21 protein-coding genes are annotated in these 22,750 nt (G+C 40.9%); 11 read left to right on the top strand and 10 right to left on the bottom strand.

Annotation, left to right across the window (positions count from 1 at the left end):
- Positions 1-4 precede the first annotated feature (4 nt).
- From C9J42_RS17230 to rpsB, 5 genes are all read right to left on the bottom strand, one after another.
- Positions 5-766: an isoprenyl transferase gene (locus tag C9J42_RS17230; protein ID WP_107207722.1), complete on the bottom strand. Its 762-nt coding sequence runs from the start codon at positions 764-766 to the stop codon at positions 5-7.
- A gap of 75 nt (positions 767-841) precedes the next feature.
- Positions 842-1,399 carry a ribosome recycling factor gene (gene frr, locus C9J42_RS17225; RefSeq protein ID WP_107207723.1) on the bottom strand — a complete coding sequence of 186 codons (558 nt, stop codon included), beginning with the start codon at positions 1,397-1,399 and terminating at the stop codon, positions 842-844.
- Between the two features lie 77 nt (positions 1,400-1,476).
- Positions 1,477-2,205 (bottom strand): UMP kinase, encoded by a 729-nt coding sequence (gene pyrH, locus C9J42_RS17220; protein WP_005371658.1) that lies wholly within the window; start codon positions 2,203-2,205, stop codon positions 1,477-1,479.
- An 89-nt stretch (positions 2,206-2,294) separates the two neighbouring features.
- Positions 2,295-3,140 (bottom strand): translation elongation factor Ts, encoded by an 846-nt coding sequence (gene tsf, locus C9J42_RS17215; protein WP_107207724.1) that lies wholly within the window; start codon positions 3,138-3,140, stop codon positions 2,295-2,297.
- Between the two features lie 117 nt (positions 3,141-3,257).
- Positions 3,258-3,986: a 30S ribosomal protein S2 gene (rpsB, locus tag C9J42_RS17210; protein WP_005371655.1), complete on the bottom strand. Its 729-nt coding sequence runs from the start codon at positions 3,984-3,986 to the stop codon at positions 3,258-3,260.
- Positions 3,987-4,353: 367 nt separating this feature from the next.
- On the opposite strand from rpsB, the gene map reads away from it, so the two are divergent.
- Both map and glnD read left to right on the top strand, forming a co-directional pair.
- Complete coding sequence (gene map / locus C9J42_RS17205; protein ID WP_107207725.1) at positions 4,354-5,193, top strand: type I methionyl aminopeptidase; 840 nt, start codon at positions 4,354-4,356, stop codon at positions 5,191-5,193.
- A gap of 127 nt (positions 5,194-5,320) precedes the next feature.
- Complete coding sequence (gene glnD, locus C9J42_RS17200) at positions 5,321-7,942, top strand: bifunctional uridylyltransferase/uridylyl-removing protein GlnD (protein ID WP_107207726.1); 2,622 nt, start codon at positions 5,321-5,323, stop codon at positions 7,940-7,942.
- 57 nt (positions 7,943-7,999) lie between these two features.
- Here the strand turns inward: glnD and C9J42_RS17195 are convergent, their stop codons facing one another.
- The 3 genes from C9J42_RS17195 to C9J42_RS17185 form a co-directional block, all read right to left on the bottom strand.
- Positions 8,000-8,446, bottom strand: a complete 447-nt coding sequence (locus tag C9J42_RS17195) for a flavodoxin (RefSeq protein WP_107207727.1) — start codon at positions 8,444-8,446, stop codon at positions 8,000-8,002.
- A gap of 91 nt (positions 8,447-8,537) precedes the next feature.
- Entirely contained in the window at positions 8,538-9,275 is a 738-nt protein-coding gene (gene truC, locus C9J42_RS17190) for a tRNA pseudouridine(65) synthase TruC (RefSeq protein WP_105060867.1), read from the bottom strand.
- 9 nt (positions 9,276-9,284) lie between these two features.
- Positions 9,285-9,605, bottom strand: a complete 321-nt coding sequence (locus C9J42_RS17185) for a YqcC family protein (protein WP_105060868.1) — start codon at positions 9,603-9,605, stop codon at positions 9,285-9,287.
- A 187-nt stretch (positions 9,606-9,792) separates the two neighbouring features.
- Here C9J42_RS17185 and C9J42_RS17180 point away from each other — a divergent pair, with 187 nt between their 5' ends.
- The 4 genes from C9J42_RS17180 (at position 9,793) to C9J42_RS17155 (ending at position 13,867) form a co-directional block, all read left to right on the top strand.
- Positions 9,793-10,833: a DUF3549 family protein gene (locus tag C9J42_RS17180; protein ID WP_198038459.1), complete on the top strand. Its 1,041-nt coding sequence runs from the start codon at positions 9,793-9,795 to the stop codon at positions 10,831-10,833.
- Between the two features lie 18 nt (positions 10,834-10,851).
- Positions 10,852-11,166 carry a DUF3301 domain-containing protein gene (locus C9J42_RS17175; RefSeq protein WP_107207728.1) on the top strand — a complete coding sequence of 105 codons (315 nt, stop codon included), beginning with the start codon at positions 10,852-10,854 and terminating at the stop codon, positions 11,164-11,166.
- A gap of 2,166 nt (positions 11,167-13,332) precedes the next feature.
- On the top strand, positions 13,333-13,563 hold the full coding sequence (locus C9J42_RS17160; protein ID WP_005371635.1) for a DUF2789 domain-containing protein: 231 nt from the start codon (positions 13,333-13,335) through the stop codon (positions 13,561-13,563).
- Between the two features lie 31 nt (positions 13,564-13,594).
- Positions 13,595-13,867 carry a hypothetical protein gene (locus C9J42_RS17155; protein ID WP_107207729.1) on the top strand — a complete coding sequence of 91 codons (273 nt, stop codon included), beginning with the start codon at positions 13,595-13,597 and terminating at the stop codon, positions 13,865-13,867.
- A 38-nt stretch (positions 13,868-13,905) separates the two neighbouring features.
- On the opposite strand, the gene C9J42_RS17150 is transcribed toward C9J42_RS17155, so the two are convergent.
- Positions 13,906-14,682 (bottom strand): Zn-ribbon-containing protein, encoded by a 777-nt coding sequence (locus C9J42_RS17150; protein WP_107207730.1) that lies wholly within the window; start codon positions 14,680-14,682, stop codon positions 13,906-13,908.
- A 3-nt stretch (positions 14,683-14,685) separates the two neighbouring features.
- Complete coding sequence (gene syd / locus C9J42_RS17145) at positions 14,686-15,240, bottom strand: SecY-interacting protein (RefSeq protein ID WP_107207731.1); 555 nt, start codon at positions 15,238-15,240, stop codon at positions 14,686-14,688.
- A gap of 89 nt (positions 15,241-15,329) precedes the next feature.
- Here syd and queF point away from each other — a divergent pair, with 89 nt between their 5' ends.
- From queF to xni, 5 genes are all read left to right on the top strand, one after another.
- A complete protein-coding gene (queF, locus tag C9J42_RS17140; protein WP_107207732.1) occupies positions 15,330-16,178 on the top strand; it encodes an NADPH-dependent 7-cyano-7-deazaguanine reductase QueF in 849 nt (282 codons plus the stop codon).
- A gap of 115 nt (positions 16,179-16,293) precedes the next feature.
- On the top strand, positions 16,294-18,573 hold the full coding sequence (locus C9J42_RS17135) for a tetratricopeptide repeat protein (protein WP_107207733.1): 2,280 nt from the start codon (positions 16,294-16,296) through the stop codon (positions 18,571-18,573).
- Between the two features lie 123 nt (positions 18,574-18,696).
- Positions 18,697-20,256, top strand: a complete 1,560-nt coding sequence (locus tag C9J42_RS17130) for a GGDEF domain-containing protein (protein WP_107292828.1) — start codon at positions 18,697-18,699, stop codon at positions 20,254-20,256.
- Positions 20,257-20,527: 271 nt separating this feature from the next.
- Positions 20,528-21,901, top strand: coding sequence for a nucleotide 5'-monophosphate nucleosidase PpnN (gene ppnN / locus C9J42_RS17125; protein ID WP_107261041.1), 1,374 nt, complete (start codon positions 20,528-20,530; stop codon positions 21,899-21,901).
- A gap of 74 nt (positions 21,902-21,975) precedes the next feature.
- Complete coding sequence (gene xni, locus C9J42_RS17120; RefSeq protein ID WP_107207736.1) at positions 21,976-22,749, top strand: flap endonuclease Xni; 774 nt, start codon at positions 21,976-21,978, stop codon at positions 22,747-22,749.
- Position 22,750: the final 1 nt, after the last annotated feature.

Here is a 22,750-nt window from a genome sequence, read left to right as displayed (position 1 = left end):
ACTCTTATTTTAACAATGCTTGTATTTGTTCGCCAGTACAGCCAAAACGGCGTTCACGAGTCACGAACCAAGCAACAGCATTCAATAAACTTGATTCATCAAAATCAGGCCAGTGCTCTTCTGTGAAAAATAACTCCGCATAAGCTACCTGCCATAACATAAAGTTACTAATTCGGCACTCACCACTGGTACGGATCAATAGATCAACCTCTGGTAACCCATACGTTGAGAGCCCTGACTCTAAATCTTGTTCCGTTACGGTTGCGAGATCAAGTTCATTATCAATCGCCTGCTGAGCTAGCTTTTTAGCCGCTTCTAAAATATCCCATTGCCCGCCGTAATTTGCTGCAATGTTCAATACCATACCGGTATTGTCAGCGGTTAATTCCTCTGCCGCTGAAATTTTATCTTGTAAGCGCTGACTAAAACGACGCTTATCACCAATAATACGTAATTGAATATTATTCTTATGTAATCTTTTTACTTCACGACTTAATACCGTCATGAAGAGCTCCATCAATAGTGAAACCTCCGCCTCGGGACGACGCCAGTTTTCACTACTAAAAGCAAATAGTGTCAAAGCTTTTATACCAAGACGATTAGCAGTAGAGACTGTTTTTCGCACGGCTTCTACGCCAGCCTTGTGACCAAACACCCGAGCTTTGCCTTTGGCTTTTGCCCAACGACCATTACCATCCATAATCACAGCAATGTGTTTAGGAAGACAATCTGCCGAAAGCCCAGCCTCGATTGAATGCTCTGCCATCTCTATCCCTCAAAAAAAAGGCGCTGTGCTGCACGCACAGCGCCTCTAGCCATTTAAAACCTAACGAATATAGTTTTAAACTTCCATTAACTCTTTTTCTTTTACTTCAAGAACTGCATCGATATTCTTAATAGCATCGTCGGTTAATTTCTGAATTTCATCTTGTGCACGACGATCATCGTCTTCAGAAATTTCTTTATCTTTTAGTAGACCTTTAACCGTTGCATTTGCATCGCGACGAATGTTACGAACAGCAACACGGCCTTGCTCTGCTTCTGCACGTACAATCTTAACAAGATCGCGACGACGCTCTTCTGTAAGTGGTGGAAGAGGAACACGGATCACAGTACCTGCAGACATTGGGTTTAGACCCAAATCCGACATCATGATCGCTTTTTCTACTTTTGGTGCTAGTTCACGGTCAAATACAGTGATAGCAAGAGTACGAGCATCTTCAGCAACCACGTTTGCCACTTGGTTTAACGGAGTGTTCGCACCGTAGTACTCAACATGAATCGTATCAAGTAGGCTTGGGTGAGCACGACCTGTACGGATTTTTACTAGTTGATTTCGTAGTGCATCAACACTTTTTTCCATGCGCACTTGCGCGTCTTGTTTGATTTCGTTAATCACGATAAATACCCTTGATAATTCGGTCACAGTAAAAAAGTAATCGTACTTTTTTCAATTAATCAGTTGCCCACTTTTGCTTAAGCGCTAGTGATTAGCGTACCTTCTTGCTCACCCATCACTACGCGACGTAGTGCGCCTGGTTTATTCATATTAAAGACACGAATTGGCATATTGTGGTCACGAGCAAGTGTAAAGGCCGCTAAATCCATTACCTTTAATTCTTTTTCAAGTACATCTTGGTAGCTTAGCTTATCACAAAGTACTGCATCTGGGTTCTTAACTGGATCATCTGTGTAAACACCATCCACTTTGGTCGCTTTTAGTACAACATCAGCTTCAATTTCGATACCACGTAAACATGCTGCAGAATCAGTAGTAAAGAATGGGTTACCAGTACCTGCAGAGAAAATCACGACACGGCCCTGGCGTAACTGGCTAATTGCATCAGCCCAGTTGTAGTTATCACAAACACCATTGAGAGGAATAGCAGACATCACTCGAGCGTTCACATAGGCACGATGCAAAGAATCACGCATTGCTAAGCCGTTCATTACAGTTGCTAGCATACCCATGTGGTCGCCCACAACTCGGTTCATACCTGCTTCTGCAAGGCCAGCACCACGGAATAAGTTACCACCACCAATAACTAGGCCTACTTGAACACCCAGTTCAACGAGTTCTTTGATTTCTTGAGCCATACGGTCAAGAACTTGTGCGTCAATGCCGAAACCTTCTTCGCCTTGTAGTGCTTCACCACTTAGCTTAAGCAAAATTCGTTGATAAGTTGGTTTTGGGTTTGTGGTCATGTGTTTTACCTTCCAGGCTAACTTGAGATATGGAGTTGTAAAAAGACCGCAGCCTTGGCTACGGTCTTTGGCATTCTTATAAAGAAGGATTAACCCTTCTGAACAGCTGCTACTTCTTCTGCAAAGCTCATTTCTTGAGCTTTCTCGATACCTTCACCAACTTCTAGACGAATGAAGTTAGTTACTGTAGCACCAGTTTCTTTCAGTACTTCACCAACAGTTTTCTTTGGTTCCATGATGAAAGCTTGACCAGTTAGAGAAACTTCGCCAGTGAACTTCTTCATGCGGCCTTCAACCATCTTTTCAGCGATTTCTTTAGGCTTGCCTTCGTTCATTGCGATTTCAACTTGAACTTCACGCTCTTTAGCAACTACGTCTGCTGGTACGTCAGATGGGTTAACGTATTCAGGCTTAGATGCAGCAACGTGCATTGCGATGTGCTTTAATGTTTCTTCGTCGCCGTTACCAGCAACAACAACAGCGATACGAGCACCGTGAGTGTAAGCAGAAACTTTCTCGCCTTCGATGTAATCTACACGACGGATAGAGATGTTCTCACCAATCTTAGCAACTAACGCGATACGTGCTTCTTCAAATTGTGCTTGAAGCTCTTCGATAGACGCATGGTTCGCAAGTGCTGCATCAGCAACTTCGTTAGCGAATGCTAGGAAGCTACCGTCTTTAGCAACGAAGTCAGTTTGGCAGTTAACTTCAACAAGAGCAGCTTTACCAGCAGCTTCTTTGATGATGATAGTACCTTCAGCTGCTACGTTACCTGCTTTCTTAGCAGCTTTTGCAGCACCGCTCTTACGCATGTTTTCGATCGCTAGCTCGATATCAGCATTAGCTTCTACAAGCGCTTTTTTACAATCCATCATACCTGCGCCAGTACGCTCGCGCAGTTCTTTAACTAGGGCAGCTGTAACTGTTGCCATTGTCATAATCCTCAGATTTAATTCTTCGAGTAAAAATCAGGGGCCCTATCGGCCCCTGGTAACCATTCTTAGTTTACACAAGGTAACTTAAGAGGCTCGGTAAGTAACAAGTACTTATTAAGCTTCAGCTACGAAACCGTCTTCTTCAGCTTGAACAGCGATATCTTGGTTACGAGCTTCTTTAACAGTTTGAGCTACAGCACCAGTGTAAAGCTGGATCGCACGGATTGCGTCATCGTTACCTGGGATAACGAAGTCAACGCCGTCTGGATCAGAGTTAGTATCAACAACAGCAAATACTGGGATACCTAGGTTGTTAGCTTCTTTGATTGCGATGTGCTCACAGTCAGCGCCGATTACGAACATTGCGTCTGGTAGGCCGCCCATGTTCTTAATACCACCTAGTGACTTCTCAAGCTTTTCCATTTCACGAGTACGCATTAGCGCTTCTTTCTTGGTTAGCTTGTCGAAAGTACCATCAGTAGATTGAGCTTCAAGATCTTTAAGACGCTTGATTGATTGACGAACAGTTTTCCAGTTAGTCAACATACCACCCAACCAACGGTTGTTTACGTAGTACTGATCACAGCTGATTGCTGCTTCTTTGATTGATTCGCTAGCTGCGCGCTTAGTACCAACGAAAAGAACTTTACCCTTACGAGCTGCAATTTTTTCAATTTCAGCTAGTGCTGCATTGAACATTGGTACAGTTTTTTCTAGGTTGATGATGTGTACACGGTTACGAGCGCCGAAAATGAATGGCTTCATTTTTGGGTTCCAGTAACGAGTTTGGTGACCAAAGTGTACACCAGCCTGAAGCATGTCGCGCATTGATACAGTTGCCATTGAATAATCCTCTATGGGGTTAGGCGTCCACATATCCCATCTTAAAACCGACCCGATAATAACTATATAAAGCTATTGTTACCTTATTAGGTAACCGAGCACCCCGGCAGATGTGTCGATATGTGTGAATAATAAAATAAGTATGTGTGACTCAATCAAGTCGCACCTTCGTATCTAATATTAGTGCTTACGCAAAAACATAGGTTATCGAAAGAAACAAAATTACCGATCACGGCGCGCTTTATACCACATATTTAGGCGCTAAATCTAGTCAAATCTGGTTATGAGAATGAATCTTATCTTTCCATTAGCCCTAAGCGACTGGTAATATAGTGTTATAGCAAAACATACAAATAGAGACGATTATATGAGCATTAAGATCAAAACGGCTGAAGAAATTGAAAAAATGCGCGTTGCGGGCCGTTTGGCTGCTGAAGTGCTAGAAATGATCGAACCCCACGTTAAAGCTGGTGTAACTACAGAAGAGCTTGACCGTATTTGTCATGACTACATCACTAAAGATCAGCAAGCTATTCCAGCACCACTGAATTATCATGGTTTTCCAAAATCAATCTGTACTTCAATTAACCACGTAGTCTGTCATGGTATTCCAGCACTAACTGATGAAGAAGTACCAGAAGCAAATGGCAAGTACATTAAGCCTGCAGTGCTAAAAGATGGTGACATTATTAATATCGACGTAACCGTTATTAAAGATGGTTACCATGGCGATACATCAAAAATGTTTGAAGTAGGTGAAGTATCACTTGAAGACAAGCGTCTATGTCGAGTGGCACAAGAAAGCCTTTACTTAGCCATTAAAAAAGTAAAACCAGGTGCTCGTGTCGGTGATATTGGTACCGCTATTCAGAAGTTTATCAAATCTGGTAATAGCCGTTTCTCTATTGTTAAAGATTACTGTGGTCACGGTATCGGAAATGAGTTCCACGAAGAACCACAAGTAGTTCACTACAAAAACAGCGATCGTACCGTACTAAAAGAAGGCATGTGTTTCACTATCGAGCCAATGATCAACGCCGGTAAATTCGGTTGTGAATCTGATGATCAAGACGGTTGGACTGTTTACACTGTCGATGGTAAGAAATCAGCACAGTGGGAACATACCCTGCTAGTGACAAAAGATGGTTGTGAAATTTTAACACTTCGTACAGAAGAGACACTTCCACGCGTTATGCATAACGCATAACATACCGACTTCGTTAACACGATCATAAAAACCGACCTTCTGTGTCGGTTTTTTTCTCCCTATACATGTTGTTCCTCACTGGTAGTCGTTATAGTAAAGATAAGATTTAGCAATAGCACGGACTGCCATGACAGATACCCTCTCTCTTCAACTTGATCGTTACCTTGATCAAGACATCACCCTCGATAATTTACGTAATGCATTAACCACCTTTGCAGAACAACAAAAAGAAAGTTTTTTTCAGCATGTCCCTATTGCCGATCTAGTTACCGCTCGCAGTAACTATATAGATCAACTACTACAACGTTTATGGCATTTTTATGGATTTTCACAGCAATCAGATTTAGCTTTTGTTGCCGTCGGTGGTTATGGTCGTGGTGAGCTTCATCCCCTTTCGGATGTCGATATTTTAATTTTAAGTGAACAACCCATTAGCGATGAGATTGGCACAAAAGTCAGTGAATTTATTACGCTACTGTGGGATCTTCGATTAGAAGTAGGACAAAGTGTCCGTACTGTTGCTGAATGTATTGATGTAGGCAAAAATGACCTAACCGTTGCAACAAACTTAACCGAAGCCCGTTATTTATGCGGTAATAAAGGCACCTATAATCACCTTATTGAATCCCTTAATGATGGCGCATTCTGGCCAAGTCATACGTTTTATAAAGCCAAGTTAGAAGAACAAAAAAAACGCCACGCTCGTTATCACGATACCACCTATAATTTAGAACCTGATATAAAATCTAGCCCTGGCGGACTGCGAGATATTCATACCTTAAGTTGGGTTGCACGCCGACATTTTGGCGCCACCAGCTTATTTGAAATGAGTCGCCATGGTTTTTTAACTGATGCTGAGTATCGTGAACTGGTTGAATGTCAAAATGAGCTGTGGCGAATTCGCTTTGCATTACATATCGAACTTCGTCGTTATGATAATCGCCTTACTTTTGATCATCAGGCATCAGTGGCTAACAACTTAGGTTATCAAGGTGAAGGTAATCGCCATGTTGAAATGATGATGAAAGAGTTCTACCGTACGCTTCGTCGAGTAGCCGAACTCAATAAAATGCTACTACAGCTATTTGAACAAGCGATTATTACTCAACCAAAAGATACCGTACCCACGGTACTTGATGAAGACTTTCAAATTAGGGGGCATTTAATTGAAGCCACCAAGCCAGCGCTATTCCAAGCTCGCCCTGAAACTATTTTAGATATGTTCCTTCATGTTGCTAAAAACTCTGAGATTGAAGGTATTGCGGCGCCAACACTGCGTCAACTTCGCACCGCCCGTCGGCGACTGAATCTCTTTCTAATTGAAATCCCAACCGCTCGTGAAAAGTTCATGGAGTTGGTCCGACAACCCAACGCCTTGCAAAAAGCCTTTCGCTTGATGCATCGTCACGGCGTGTTATCCGCTTATCTACCGCAATGGAGCCACATTGTTGGGCAAATGCAATTTGATTTATTCCACGTTTATACCGTCGATGAACACAGTATTCGTGTGATCAAAAACCTGAATAAATTTAGCGATCCAGAAAATCAACAACGTCACCCGATTTGCTGTGAGATCTATCCCCGCATAGTTAAGAAAGAATTATTAATTCTAGCGGCTATTTTTCACGATATCGCCAAAGGTCGAAAAGGCGATCACTCTGAACTCGGTGCTGTCGATGCCTATGAATTTTGTATCCAACATGGGCTATCACGACCAGAAGCAAATATTGTTTCATGGTTAGTTAAAAAACACCTCCTCATGTCAGTAACCGCACAACGTCGCGATATTTACGATCCCGAAGTGGTCACTGAATTTGCTAAAGAAGTGCGAGATGAAGAACGTCTGGACTATTTAGTCTGCTTAACCGTTGCTGATATCTGTGCCACGAACCAAGACTTATGGAACAGTTGGAAGCGCACTCTCCTCTCCGAGCTTTACCACTCAACCCAAAAAGCATTACGTCGCGGTTTAGAAAATACACCGGATGTGCGTGACCGTATTCGTCACAATCAACAATTAGCCTCTGCTATGCTACGTAGTAAAGGTTTTCAGCCACGTGAAATTGAAGTGTTATGGCAACGCTTTAAAGCTGATTACTTTCTTCGCCATACCCACAAACAACTGGCGTGGCATGCTGAAGCATTACTCACGCACGATCATGACAAACCGCTCATCTTACTCAGTAAAAAAGCAACCCGTGGCGGTACTGAGGTATTCGTGTATAGCAAAGATAAAGCCAAGCTTTTTGCTATCGTCGTTTCAGAGCTAGATAAAAAGAACTTAAGTGTCCATGACGCGCAAATAATGAATAGTAAAGATGGTTACACACTTGATACCTTTATGGTGTTAGATCCTAACGGTAAAGCAATCAATGAAAACCGTCATACCACTATTCGACGCACGTTAACCAAAGCGTTAACCGTAATGAAATCTGAACGAAAAATCCGTCGAGCACCACGTAAGCTATTACACTTTAATGTAAAAACTAAAGTCAGTTTTCTACCGACCAAAACAGGCAAGAAAACGATGATGGAATTAGTTGCGTTAGACATGCCAGGATTATTAGCCAAAGTGGGAGCTGTATTTGCCGAACACAATATTAGTTTGCAAGCGGCAAAAATAACCACGATTGGTGAGCGCGCTGAGGACTTCTTTATTCTGGTTAATGATCAAGGTTGTAATCTTAGCGTTGAGCAGCAAGAAGTATTGGAAGCGTCGCTAATACGCACAATCAATCAACACGCATAACCGATAACGTATTAGGGTAAAAATAACAAAGCCTGCAATTACTGCAGGCTTTCTCTTTTATATCTGTGCAATAAAGGTGTCAAACCAACCTTTAGCGACATCTAACGGCTCAAAATGGATGCCCGCATCAATATCAAGGCGATCTTGTACAGGTTTAGCGCCTAACTCCACTAATAACGCATCAAATTGACGCCCAGCACCACAAAAGCGATCTTCACCATAGCTTGAATCCCCTAACGCTATCACACCAAATTGCTGTTGAGGTAAAAGAGGGAATTGATCTTGCAGTGCAACATAAAGCGGTAACAAGTTTTCAGGGATCTCACCCTGTCCCGTTGTCGATGAAATGATCAGTACATTATCATCTTTGTAATCAAGAAAATCATCTAGCGTGGGGTCAAAATAGACCTGCGTTTCAATTGACGTCGCACTCTCTGCTAATGCTTCTGCCAGATCTTCCGCACCACCATAAACAGATCCGATAAAAATACCTAATCGAGCCATAATGCCCTCCATTGCCACTATAAACTATCACCAATGTGGCAATGATAAGCTTAAAAATCAAGCACTATGATCCGATATAATTAAACTTCAATTAGTCTCGCACTAATAGATTGGGGGACCAATTAAACGCAGTCATGACTTTACGCCACGTCTCATCAATATCTGCACGAATATCAATAGAATCACCTGTGATCGGGTGATCAAATTGTAATCTTGATGCATGCAGCATTAAACGGTGACAATCATAATGTTCACGGAACATACGGTTATGGCGTCCATCACCATGATTTACATCACCAATAATATGATGACTTAAATGATGCATATGTCGACGTAGCTGGTGCTTCCGCCCAGTTTCTGGTTTCATTTCAACTAAACAATAGCGACTGGTTGAGTAGCGCCCTACCGCAATATCTGTTTCAACCGTTGCTAATGGCTCGTAAGCCGTTACAGCTGGTTGTGCTTCTTTCTCTTCTGATGCATTTTTATCAGCGATCTTATCAAGCTCAACCTTCAACGGATAATCGAGCACTGCCGCTTCTTTTATCCAACCACGCACCACGGCATGATACGTTTTATGCATATCGCGCCCAGCAAAAAGTGGCATCATTTGTGATGCAATCTCACTGGATAATCCAAACAACAAAACACCCGATGTTGGGCGATCTAAACGATGTAATGGAAAGACATGCTGGCCAATTTGATCTCGCAATGTTTGCATCACAAAAACAGTCTCATGACTATCTAGCCATGAACGGTGAACCAACATACCGGCAGGCTTGTTAACCGCAATCAAATAGTCATCGCGATATAAAATTTCAAGTTCCATTACATTCACTCAGTGTTGTTTAAATAGTAAATCTAGCTGACGTGTGACCGATAAAATATCGTTAACACCTACTTTTTCTTTCATTGCTTCTTCAATATAAGGACTAATCTCAAACTGTGCTGGTAACGGTAATTGTAAAGCAATCAGTTGTCCGAATTTGGGAATAAAAATCCATTGTAACCATTGGTGGCAATCTAATGTATCAATTGCAAATGGTTCAGTGCTTGTAAGTAACTGCTCATCAGGAGGCGTTAACTGCCAATGAGAATGTTGACGTAGTACCAACTCTAATTCTTCAAGTAAACGTTGACTATGATGATATTTATCCATCTTCCCCCCCTGATAGTAAGCCGCGCAGAATAGCACTTGAAACGAGATGCCCCAAGTAATTCAAGCGTCTTAGCATCGCGGTTATGAAACCTTTAGCCTACCCAATATAAATCCTTTAGTTAATAGGTATGCTTGGCTCACCGCAAAAGTTATACTGACTTTCTGACTTAGGAGCACAGATATGACCATGGATAAATTTCATACCCTGACCCAATTACTTGATAATGCAGGCTGCCAATACAACATTTTTGATCTCGGCCGCCGTGTGAATGAAATTGATGTTTCACAATTTAAAGCTGTCGAAGAAAATCGCCAGCCTTATCCATGGCCATTACAGCAACATGCGCATTTAGCTATTTCTTTTTGGCAACCTCAACATACACCGTGGATCTGGTTTCTTCGATTACCACTCGATGAGCGTGGCTTATTAAAACAAGCAGCTGTTGGTGATTTTATTAAGTATGTGATTGAAGCGATGGGCGCAACACTTAATAGCGAGCCGACTGAAGAAGAACAAGAAAAGCTAGCGGCTAATCCTTACACGTTTAAACCCACCGATGACAAGATGGCTATTTTTCACGCCCAGATCCGTCATCAATTGGATTTACCAGCAAGCCAATATTACGAACATGCTCAGCAATATTTATCCGGTAAATTAGATTGGCAACAGTGGCAAGGTGTTGGTTTACAAGGCATTGCCGATATTTGTGCGCGAATGAAGCAAGAAAATAATGCTACCTTTATTCGTAAAGCAATTGCAAACCTTCCTATGACGCCACTTTATGCCCTGCTTGGCTGCTTAGAGCACTGTACATTACCTGATCCTTTAAGTACTCGTATCAGTGAACATTTAAGTGCTGAAATCAATAGCCAAGATCCGGATCTATTTTTAGTTTCAGCGTTGATCCGTGCAATATCTGGCAGTGATAGCAAAGTCTTAAACCCTGCTCTTGAAAGTATTTTAGCCCAACCTGAATTGTGTCACCGCGAAGTGTTAATCGCTATTGCTGGTCGATGCTGGTCGGGGCTATTAACAACAGACAACGCTGCAAGATTTTTATTACGCCTTGCTGAGACAAACGATCAAGCACTGTTCAATCAATTATTTGCAGATTTAGTTATGCTTCCTGTATTACGCGGCACCATGCTTCAAGTATTACATGGTCAAGCTGAACCTGCTTTAGTCGCCGCGATTGAGAAATTACAGCAACATGCTCGTGGGCAATAAGAGAATAGGAATAAAAATTTGGACAATTTATTCGGAATACTGCTTATCGCTATCATCGGTTTTTTATTTTGGCAGCAAAGACGACAAACAGAGCTAGCGCAATATTTTATAGAGCAACGCTGTAAAAATATGGGACTGCAATTACTGAGCTTTGCGAGAGGAACACATAAAATCAAAGATCATCGTGGAGAATGGGGATGGCGTACTATCTTTGTCTTTGAGTTCTCTGCCGACGGGCATGATGCCTATCAAGGTTATTTAGAAATGAAGCGACTTAGAGCAAGCCATTTTTATATTCCCCCTCATCGTCTTCCTGAGGGTGAAGAGTATTAATTTTTTATAGTGATAAAAAGAACGGGCGCAACTTTCGTTGCGCCCTATGGCTTTACATGCAGCATTCCCGCTACTATGGTGCTCCTTGCCATCAATCCTTGATATACTTAAATCCCCAGTGTAGCTCCAAACTCTATCCTAGAGTTGCTCTTCGGTAGTTCCTTGACCCATCAATATTCCAATATTGACTCTCTCTTCCGTCCTGGAGGTGTCCTTTACTTCATCCTAAAGCTGTTCCTGACTTCATCAATGAAGATTAATCCCTACTCAATCCTAGAGTGTTCCACTCACTCCATCCTAGAGCGCTGTCCCTAAACTTCATCCTGAAGTGTTCCATGTCATCCAGACCAGTAAATATCCTATTTACCTCACTACATCCTGTAGTTTTCCCTGCACAATCCTTGTTAGATAGCTCCGCTATCTATCCTCATCCTGAGGTAGCTAATCCTTAGCTGTTCCGTTTCCTAATGCCGTTCCCTTTCGACAAGGTAGATATTACTAGATTAGTAATCATGAACAACACATATATAGATTATGAAAAATAAAGACTCTTTATTAAATCGCCAACCGCCAATCTAACTAATTGATCTTAAATAATAATCTATTTCCAATTACTATTTTTACGATTAAAAAAAAGAATTAATCCCACAGTGATGTAAGAGATCTCTTACAAAGTGAATAGATAAAAAGCGATGAAGCATAAAAATAAAGACAAAATAGAGAGAAGAGAGGCGTTGAATGTGAGATTAACGCATTAAAAGAAGTATAAAAAAGAGATATGAAAAGTTAGAAAGGCATAAAAAAGAGCGGGCGCGACTTTCGTCGCGCCCTTAGGTCTTACTTGCAGCATTCCCGCTACTATAGTGCTCCCTGCCTCATTCCTTTGACTGCCGATTCCTTCAGCATTGTCCTTGCGCTTCGTCCTGAAGTTGTTCCTTTGGTTATCCTAACCCGTCACCACATCCTGTTATGACTCTCTTCTCCTTCCTGGAGGTGTCCTTTACTTCGTCCTGAAGTGTTCCTTTTGTCATCCTGACTGGTAAACATCCTGCTTACCGAACTCTATCCTAGAGTGTTCCCTTCACAGTCCTTGTTTGATAAACCATCCTAGCTTATCAACCTCTCATCCTGAGACCACTACATCCTGTAGTATATTCCTGTTCCGTTCCGTCAGTTCCTTCCGACACCATTAATATTACGCCAATCACCTTAATAAACACAGACACCGAAATACATTTATTTTCTATTAAAAATAAACCAAACAGTCAAAAAAAAATAAGGTAATAATAATCATACACTTAACAGCACAAGGAAGACATCAAACACTGCTTAAACGACAGATATCCTACGCCTTTGTAAGAGATCTCGCACAACGAAACAAGAGATTAACGACATAAAAACTGAAATATTCTTTTATATTTAATCTTTTTACGCATAAATCGACATATACGTTAAGCTATAAAAACAACTTTCAGTATAAATAGGAGGAAAAGGAACAAAGATATTTTCCTTTAAACAAAAAGAGAGGGCGTGACTTTCGCCACGCCCTTAGGTCTTACTTGCAGCATTCCCGCTACTATAGTGCTCCCTGCCTCATTCCTTTGACTGCCGATTCCTTCAGCATTGTCCTTACGCTTCGTCCTGAAGTTGTTCCTTTGGTTATCCTAACCCGTCACCACATCCTGTTATGACTCTCTTCTCCTTCCTGGAGGTGTCCTTTACTTCGTCCTGAAGTGTTCCTTTTGTCATCCTGACTGGTAAACATCCTGCTTACCGAACTCTATCCTAGAGTGTTCCCTTCACAGTCCTTGTTTGATAAACCATCCTAGCCTATCAACTTCTCATCCTGAGACCACTACATCCTGTAGTATATTCCTGTTCCGTTCCGTCAGTTCCTTCCGACACCAATAAGATTACGCGATTTGCTTTTTTAAACAATAAAGCGCTAGCAATTATTTATAAAATATTTTTTGATAAAATAAACATCAATAAATAAGACATTTAAAATCAATAAGATAGTAAGTTAAGTAACGATAAGTGTTATGTTTGTAGGATTGTTTTCTCACGCTGTTGTAAGCGATCTCTCACAACAGGAATAGTAAAAAAGACAGTTTGAATACACTATACTTTGCTTAATATCTCGGTCATGATTATGAGGAAGCGATGATGGAACAATTTCAGCACAATTTATCTCATTTATTCAGCCAATTAGGACTTAATAATTCAGATGAGTTTATACAATCATTTATCATCCAACATCAGCTAGCCCAACATCAGAATATTGCTGAAGCACCTTTTTTCTCAGTTATACAACGTCGATTTATAAAGGAATGCCAAGAACAAGATGCTGACTGGTGCGAAGTGATTGATCAACTTGATGCTTTACTGAGAAAGTAAATGCGTTGTTATATGTAGGATACTTAAAACAATGTCGACAATTACCCAAGAATTAGAAAACGCAATTAATTCTTTAATCTCAGAGGGAAAAGAGCCTTCTGTTGCATTAATAAAGTCACGATTAGCGAGCCCTCTACCGATCCCGGTTATTATCAAAGCGCTTCAAGCATGGAAAAAAAATGCCAAAGTGCCAACGATTGAAAAGCAAACCAAAGCGCTCACCGCTGATGAACGTATCACTCAACTCGAACAACAAATCATCACACTTTCAACTCGCTTAGCTAAATTAGAAGCTCAGCAATAATAACAAGGCTCCTTTGATCAAATCAGGAGCCTTTTATATTATTGATAGTTCCACGATAAGTTTGAAACTAATCGACATTTATCGCACTTGAAATGAAATAAACCATGTAAAGGATCCTCTACACGCCAATCATTATCACATTTAGGACATGTTCGGTTTATTTCACTCTCGAGACTTTCTCCACCCACACGATAGAGGTAGTAATAAGTAGGGATCTGGGTTGTTGATTCGATCTGTTCACGTAATTTCTCACCACGAGAAAATAGTTCACTATCAACCTCACCAATTTCATCTAGTGCCACTTTTATTGCAGGTTGGCTCTTATTTGCCATCTGAATTTCATCAAAGGCTTGCCATTCTGTTTGCCATTTAACCAGTGCTTTATAATCACCATCAAGATGGGCGCCTGTCTGATAGAGTGGGATCGGCAATAATGAATCACCACTACGTAACGGCGAACATGTATGTACATAAGTTGTATAAAGCACTTGCCATGATGGCTTACTCTGCTCAGCTGCCGCTTCTGAGTTTAAATCAACACCTAACACTTTTATTTTTGGTGTCAGTAAACAAGCATCACTCAACTTTTCAATGCAACGTGTCACTTGTTCACTATTGTACTTGGGATGCAGACTGTCTTTTTCAGGGCATACGGCACGTACACGAAAAATCCCATCATCAATCGTAATCGGAAACTCACGTCCTAGCACTTGACCGTTATAACGTAAATCATCCATTAATCCATTAATGGCACGATCCACACGTGATAGCGTTGTATTATCAAAACACTCAAACTGTAACTCTACAACGTACACTATTTATTCCTCTATTATTACGGGGGTTAACTGAGTTAAGAACTCTTCAACATTAACCGCTAACACTTCACGAATATCTTTACCTAGCGTTTCTCGTAAGACATTCCCCGTTAAATTACAGATAGAGATCACTTCAAACTCAGCTTCTAATGCGGCAATAAAGACGGTTGGCTTTAGCTTTAAACGGCGTTGTGTCACTAAGTGGCCTAAAATATTTTGTTGTAAACGATCTATATCATCTTCATTAAAAGCTTGTAGTAAATCCAACTCAATATCACCAAATTTTGCCTGCATATCACCACTAAACTGTGAGCAGTAAAACGCATGAATATCGTCATGCAATGTCAGTTCAATGCCTTTTTCAACCCCATCTAAACGCCCCATTGGGGTTCTTAGTTCAGGTTTCCATGTCACAGCATCGCCAGAGTCATGAACAACGCAAGGTGAATCTAAGCCAACAAGATCCTGACTTTCTGGAAAACCGCGATCTGCATCACACCATGCTTGCAAATAACGAGAAGAAAAATCAGATAAAGCACAGGTAACTGGATGATTCATTCGCAACCTCATTAAAGATTCAGTAAACTTTAGACTTGAAAACCGTTTTTACGGACTATCAATTCTAATCCAAGAGTGTCATAGACAGTATGAGTAAATATAAAGACGCTAAAGAATTAGCTGGTTTAACCCTTGGTAAAACCACAGAGTATAAAGATCAGTACGACCCATCGCTACTACAAGCAGTGCCGAGAAGCCTAAACCGTACTGATCTCAATATTAGTGATGATGCACTCCCTTTCACTGGCTATGATATTTGGACGTTGTACGAATTGTCATGGTTAAATAGCAAAGGTCTACCACAAGTTGCCATTGGTGAAGTACGTCTACCAGCTTCAAGTCCAAACTTGATTGAATCTAAATCTTTCAAGCTTTACCTTAATAGCTTTAATCAAACACGATTTGAAAGTTGGCAAGGTATCGCAGACACACTGCAGATTGATCTGTCACGTTGTGTAGGTGCTGATGTTGATGTCACGATTCAACCGTTAGAAGATTTTAGCGAACAACCTATCGTGAACTTCTTTGGTACTTGTATTGATGATCAAGATATCGAAATTGAGGATTATGACTTCAACCCTGCACTACTTGAAAATGGTGTCGAGGAGGAAGAAGTAGAAGAAATCCTACATAGCCATTTATTAAAATCAAACTGTCTGATCACCAACCAGCCTGATTGGGGCAGTGTTCGTATTGCTTATAAAGGCAAACGTATTAATCGTGAAAAATTGCTACGTTATGTCGTTTCGTTCCGTAATCACAATGAATTCCATGAGCAATGTGTTGAGCGTATTTTCAGTGATATTATGAAATACTGTAAACCCGAATTATTGACGGTATATGCACGTTATACACGCCGTGGTGGCTTAGATATTAACCCTTATCGTACCAATATGGGTAAATCACCTAGCGACAACTTCCGTCTCGCTCGCCAGTAATTAGACTCTGTTAGCGAAATCAACATTAAGTCCAGCAAAAAACCTGTCTTTGCTGGACTTGATGCCTTAAGCCAGTAAAATCAACCCTATTCTTTTTTTGTTGTATTGGGATGATATGTTTTTTCGCCGTTTGCTTTGCACTGCTCTCTTTGTGTTCTCAATTTCTTTCAGCCTGCAAGCAAAAACCTACACCGTCCCGATGCTTTCTGAAGCTAACAGCTTGCTACTTAGTCAGCCTGAGCGAGCACTTTCTATCACCCAAAAATACCTTAGCCAACGTCGCTTAAGTAAACCTCAAGACCCAGCTAGAGTGCATATCAATGAAGAAAGTGATCATACTATCCGAACACCACTAAATACGGTGAATGCACTCCAAATTCAAGCTAAAGCGCTCTCGATTTTGCAGCGTTCAGAACAAGCTATTGGTGTTATCAAAAAAGCTGAAAAAATCGCAACTGAACATCACCTTATTTATCCTTTATATGAAAGCCAGTTATTGCTAGCTACATTCTATTGGGAAAACCTTCGCAATAGCACTACTGCATTAAAAATGCTCGATAATATTGATACTGAAAGTCGTAAAGCTCCCTCACTCAAGCTAACGAAGCAACTTCAAGTCCTTAAATATCGTTCATTAATGTTACGTGCCAACATTGAATCAAGTATTGGTGCTGATGAAAAAGCAGAAAAACTGTATATCAAAGCCAAAGGTTATTTAGTGGCATTAGATGATCAAGACGAGCTCATTAATTACCAATTGAAACTGGGGCAACATTATTTAAAGCATCACCACTATGATATGGCACTCGATCGTCTACTTAGTGGTTATTGGCTAGCGGTAGAAACGGATGATCAAGGACAAATAGCCCAAGCTAACTATTATTTAGCTGAATTATTTGATGAACGAAAAGTATTTGATAAAGCACTCGATCATGCCACCCAAGCGGGGGAGTTTTTCGAGCGCTATAAGCGCAGTCAGCAACTAGCTAAGACATTAACATTAATTGCTTCTATTTATGAACAACAAGGGCGTTATAACTTAGCGCTGGTTCACTATTTCAACGCGCTAGATCAAGAAAACCAACTTGACCACGATGTTCGCTCTGCACGGTTACGTCTAAATATTGCTCGCGTGTATTTGCATTTATACAACTACACCAAAGCAGAAGCTTATATCGTACAGGCACGTAACTTAGCGCTACAAACCGGTAATGAAAACATTGTAGCTGAAAGCCAAATATTACAAGGTCAATTAGAGCTTGCTGAAAACAAACTCGATGATGCGGTAACCTCTCTTCAAGCAGGTTTAATTTCAGCCAGTCGTATTGGCGCGGTCAAATTACAACTCCTGGGTGAATCCATTCTTTCTGAGGCCTTTGAAAAACAAAATGATTACTACAACGCGTTATTAAGTCAGCGCCGCTATGAACAGTTATATGCTGGCCAACAAGAAAGTATTGCAAGAAGTAATGTTGAAGTATTTAAACAACAACAAAAAATGATGGAACGCTCGCTTAAGCTTGAAGAGATGGAGCGTGAACAATTTGAAAGTGAAAAAGCCTTATATAAACAGCAAAAAATTACCATGGTTTTAATTGGGGTTTTAGCCTTTATGCTTCTGCTATTACTTCGCCGCCAACATCTGAATAAACAACTTAAACAACAACTAGCGCAACTGCGAACGGATTATTATACCCATCCCCGTAGTGGTCTACGTAATTTACGGATGCTCAATGCACGTTTAGCAAATTCACTTCAGCAAAGTAGTGCTAACTTTGAGCAGTGGCACTTAGGTGAAATCATCAATGAACCGCTAAGTGACCGATTACGCTTTGCGTTATTTGAAGTCTCTTGTTTAAAGCGAATTTACTTAGAGCAAGGCTATAAGCAAGGCTTAGATGCCGAAAAGGCCTTTGGTTTGTATTTACAAGAACAAGTGTTAGAACCGGCGAGGATCTATCACTTCTCCGATGCCATGTTCTTATATATAGAGCCGAACGCACGGTTAAGTTGCGATCCTAAACAATTAGCGGATTCATTACAGCAACTTGTTGATAACTATGCGCTTAAAAACAATCTCAATAATGATATTCAAATCGGTATGGCAGAGTACCCATTCTTGCCCCGCGCTTATACGGCGATTAATGATCAAGAGCTTATTGATATCTTATTGATGGCAGTCAATGCGGGAGTGAAAATGAATGACAGCGAACCGGGTAGCCATTGGGTACATTTATGCGCTATCGATGCCGCACCGGCAGCCAGCTTTGTCTGTGGTGACATTCGTCGATCTTGCATTGAAGGCATTGATAAAGGGCTGGTGAAAGTACGAAGCTCATCCAAATCCGATATTATCTGGAATAATGATCACAGTACTGACATAAATGTAAGTTAAGTTACTCAAGCTTTTTTTTTTAATGTCGAAAATAGTTGAGATACGTGTAAATTTAAGGGATTGAGGTAATAAACGCTCAATGAAGAAGATAGATATTAATGCTAATGATGAATACGTAATCCTGTGACAGATATTAATTCGGTTGTTTCTGAAGTGAGTAACTTGAAGCAACGCTTAGATCAAGCTCAACTTTCTTATCGTGATGCCTCTTTAAAGTCACGCCGTGAAATCGTGATCTTAAAACGCCTCATCACACGATTAGTTATCGCTTGTAAAGGAATAAATTCTGAACTCGATGAGCGTTTAGAAAGTATTCGTCACGAGTTAGAACAACCGACAGATATCAGTAAACTTATCCCTCGCTTAGCTGTTATTGAACGTTTAGTTAATCAACAAGCTGATATTGTTCATAAACAGAATCTACGTTTAAATCAAAAAATTCATCAAGCGGGAGAAACGCTTTCTCGCCACCGTGATTTACCTGTTCAGTTACGACGTGATCTACGCGCCGTACTGAACCATGACTCAGGTGTTTTACTCGACAACCATCGCCGTATTTTACGTTTGTTAGAACTTTATGAGCGAACGATAAAACTAGGTTCTGCGACCAAAGTTACCCATCCAGCAGACGTTGTAGAAAAGTCGACGCATCATCTAGAGCTAGTTGCCGAGTTACAACATCTTATTACTGAAATAGATTTTAACGGTGAGCATGGTAATCAGCTGATTGAGATCAAATCTCAACTTAACAACGAGCTTGATACTCAACAACTGACAAAAATTCAGTTCCAAGTATTGCGTTTGATATTAGATGCCACGTTGTATGAACGCCAAGCTTCACAAAGCTTTCTTAATAATATTAATAGTGACTTAGCCGAACTGCACAAAGATACCCATCAAACAGCAGACAAATCGCACATATTACATCAACACAGAAGCGAGTTGGATAACGAATTATCACAGATTACCCAACAACTAAAAATAAGCTTATCTGATAACGCCAACCTTGAAGATAAGCGTCCAACGCTTCATGCTGCTGCAAACGAGATAGACAGCATTGTTGAAAGAAATATCGCACTTCAAGAACGAGAGCGAGCACTGATTGAGCAACAGCAACATAACGAAAAACAAATTCAACAGTTGATCCAACAAACCCATAATTATCGTCAACGTCTGCATGATCAAGAACAAAGCATGCTACGAGACTCATTAACTCTAGCCTATAACCGTAATGCATTTATGGATCGTATTGAGCATGAATATCACAACTGGAAACGTTATGAATATGCACTACCTGTTGCGCTTATTGATGTTGATAGTTTCGGTGAGATCAACAATAAATTTGGTCACCTTGCTGGTGATAAAGCATTAAAAATTATCGCTAAAAAAATTCAACAATGTTTATCTGACACGGATTATTTAGCACGTTTTAGCAGCGATGAATTTATGCTTATCATGCCAGATTGTGATGAACAAACTCGCAATAAAAAGCTTGCTAATATTCGAGAAGCTATCAGCCAACTCCCCTTCCGATTTAAAGACCAAAACCTGTCTATTTCGGTCTCTATCGGCGCGACCTTATTTGAAGGTAATGATGACCATCATGTTGTTATCGAGCGAACCGTAAAAGCATTAGCAAGCGCAAAAAGTGCTGGCACTAATCGCTTAATTTGGATCTCTTAAAACGCTAAGCAAACACTTTTGCTTAAATACCTTTCTTAAAACGTAATATGATAGTGAAAACAGACGTCTGATTTTTTTTATTAACATCTAGTCAAATGCATATTCACTGTGTATGGTAATAAAAACAAACACTATTTTAGTGCTTCCTCCAAACACCTTCTATCGTAGATATCTGATGGGGGAATAACCTCAAAATCATCAACATACTCTGCTTGATTTTCGCATATAGCAAGAACCAAACTGAGCTTTCATTGTTTCCAGGGAGGTTACTATGATCACACATATCAGTCCTGTTGGGGCTATGTCCCTGCTTTCCCAAATAGAAGTTGATAGCTTAAAAGCAACCGCTTCCAGTGACTTATACCGCCTATATCGTAACTGTTCACTGGCAGTACTGAATTCCGGTAGCCATACCGATAACTCAAAAGAGCTATTAGAAAAAAACAAAGATTTTGATATCAACCTAAAACGTCGCGAACGTGGTATCAAGTTAGAGTTGGTCAACCCACCTGAGCATGCGTTTGTAGATGGTAAGATCATTACGGGTATTCAAGAGCATATGTTCTCAGTATTGCGCGATATTATTTATGTCGATATGCATGTTGCTCGTCGTAACGATATAGATCTTAGTAGTGCGCCACACATCACTGATTTTGTCTTTAGCTTATTGCGTAATGCTCGTACCCTTCATGCTGGTGAAGATCCCAATATTGTTGTTTGTTGGGGCGGTCACTCTATCAACCCTACTGAATACCAATACACCCGTGAAGTGGGTAATGAACTTGGTCTTCGTGAGCTCAATGTCTGTACCGGTTGTGGGCCTGGCGCAATGGAAGGGCCAATGAAAGGCGCTGCTATCGGTCATGCGAAGCAACGCTATGGCAGCAGTCGTTTTATAGGGTTAACGGAACCCTCAATTATTGCCGCAGAGCCACCAAACCCAATCGTTAATGAATTAGTCATTCTGCCTGATATTGAGAAGCGCCTAGAAGCTTTTGTTCGCGTTGGACACGGTATTATTATTTTCCCGGGCGGCGCTGGTACTGCGGAAGAATTGCTCTATATTCTAGGGGTGCTGATGCAGCCTGAAAATGCCGAACAACCGATGCCGGTAGTATTAACAGGGCCGAAAGAAAGTGAAGATTACTTCCGTACGCTTGATGATTTTATTCAGAATACTTTAGGCGAAGAAGCAACCAAGCATTATCAGATCATCATTGACGATCCTGAACAAGTCGCAAAAGTTATGAAAGACGCCATGACCAAAGTTAAAGAACATCGTCGAGAAATCGGAGATGCTTACTGCTTTAATTGGTCACTCAAGATCCCTGCAGAATTTCAGATGCCTTTTGCCCCCACTCATGAAGCAATGGCAAATTTGGATCTGCATATGGATCAACCCGTTGATAAACTGGCAGCCAACCTTCGCCGTGCTTTCTCTGGCATTGTCGCAGGTAACGTCAAAGAAGAAGGTATTCATGAAATTGAACGCCATGGCCGCTTCAAAATTGATGGTGATAAATATTTAATGGATCGGATGGATAAGCTGTTACAAGATTTCGTTAAACAGCAACGAATGAAGTTACCCGGCAGCAAATATGAGCCCTGTTATGAAATTATAACAGCCGATAAAGCAACAAAATAATCACAACATCGATGATTATAATTGCGTACAATAAGGAGCTTTAGTGCTCCTTTTTATTTACAAAGAATTTGTTTATGGCTATCCACCTTGTTGTTATTGATGCTCTTAATCTCATTCGTCGTGTTCATGCGGCTCGTCCCGGTGAACCTGATGTAAAAGCGACAGCTGAGACTTGTTGTCGAGCACTGAAAAAAATCATCAAGATCAGCCAACCAACCCATATTGTGGCAGTATTCGATCATCATGGTGATGATCGTGGCTGGCGAGCTGAACTTCTTCCTCACTACAAAGAAGGAAGAAAACCCATGCCTGATGAACTCATGACAGGAATGGATATTATTCAAGATGCCTTTATGGAGATAGGCATTGATTCACTGCTCTCTGATGGTGATGAAGCCGATGATCTCGTCGCCACCCTTGCGCTAAAAGTCGCCTCTCGTGGTGAGCAAGTCACCATCATTTCAACGGATAAAGGTTACTGCCAGTTATTACAACCGACGCTGCGCATTCGTGATTACTTCCAAGAACGCTGGCTCGATAGTGCTTTTATTGAAAAGGAATATGGCGTAGCGCCAGATAAGCTAACGGATTATTGGGGACTTGCTGGGATAAGTTCGAGTAAGATCCCTGGTGTTGCAGGTATCGGTCCTAAAGCCGCTGTAGAGTTACTCAACCTATACCCAACGCTAGAAACTATTTTGGCAGCAAATGATCTGCCTGCTAAATGGAAAAAGAAAATTGATGGTCACCACGATGTGGCACTTGCAAGTAAAGCGGTATCAAGTTTAAAAACTGATTTAGAGTTAGGTTTTAACCTACAAGATATTCGTTATATCATGCCACAATAAA

Origin of the sequence: Photobacterium sp. GB-56 (genome assembly GCF_003026105.1) — a bacterium.
Taxonomy (GTDB): Bacteria; Pseudomonadota; Gammaproteobacteria; order Enterobacterales; family Vibrionaceae; genus Photobacterium.
The sequence above is the reverse complement of the archived record's forward strand: the minus strand, read 5'-3'. Positions and strand labels throughout refer to the sequence as shown.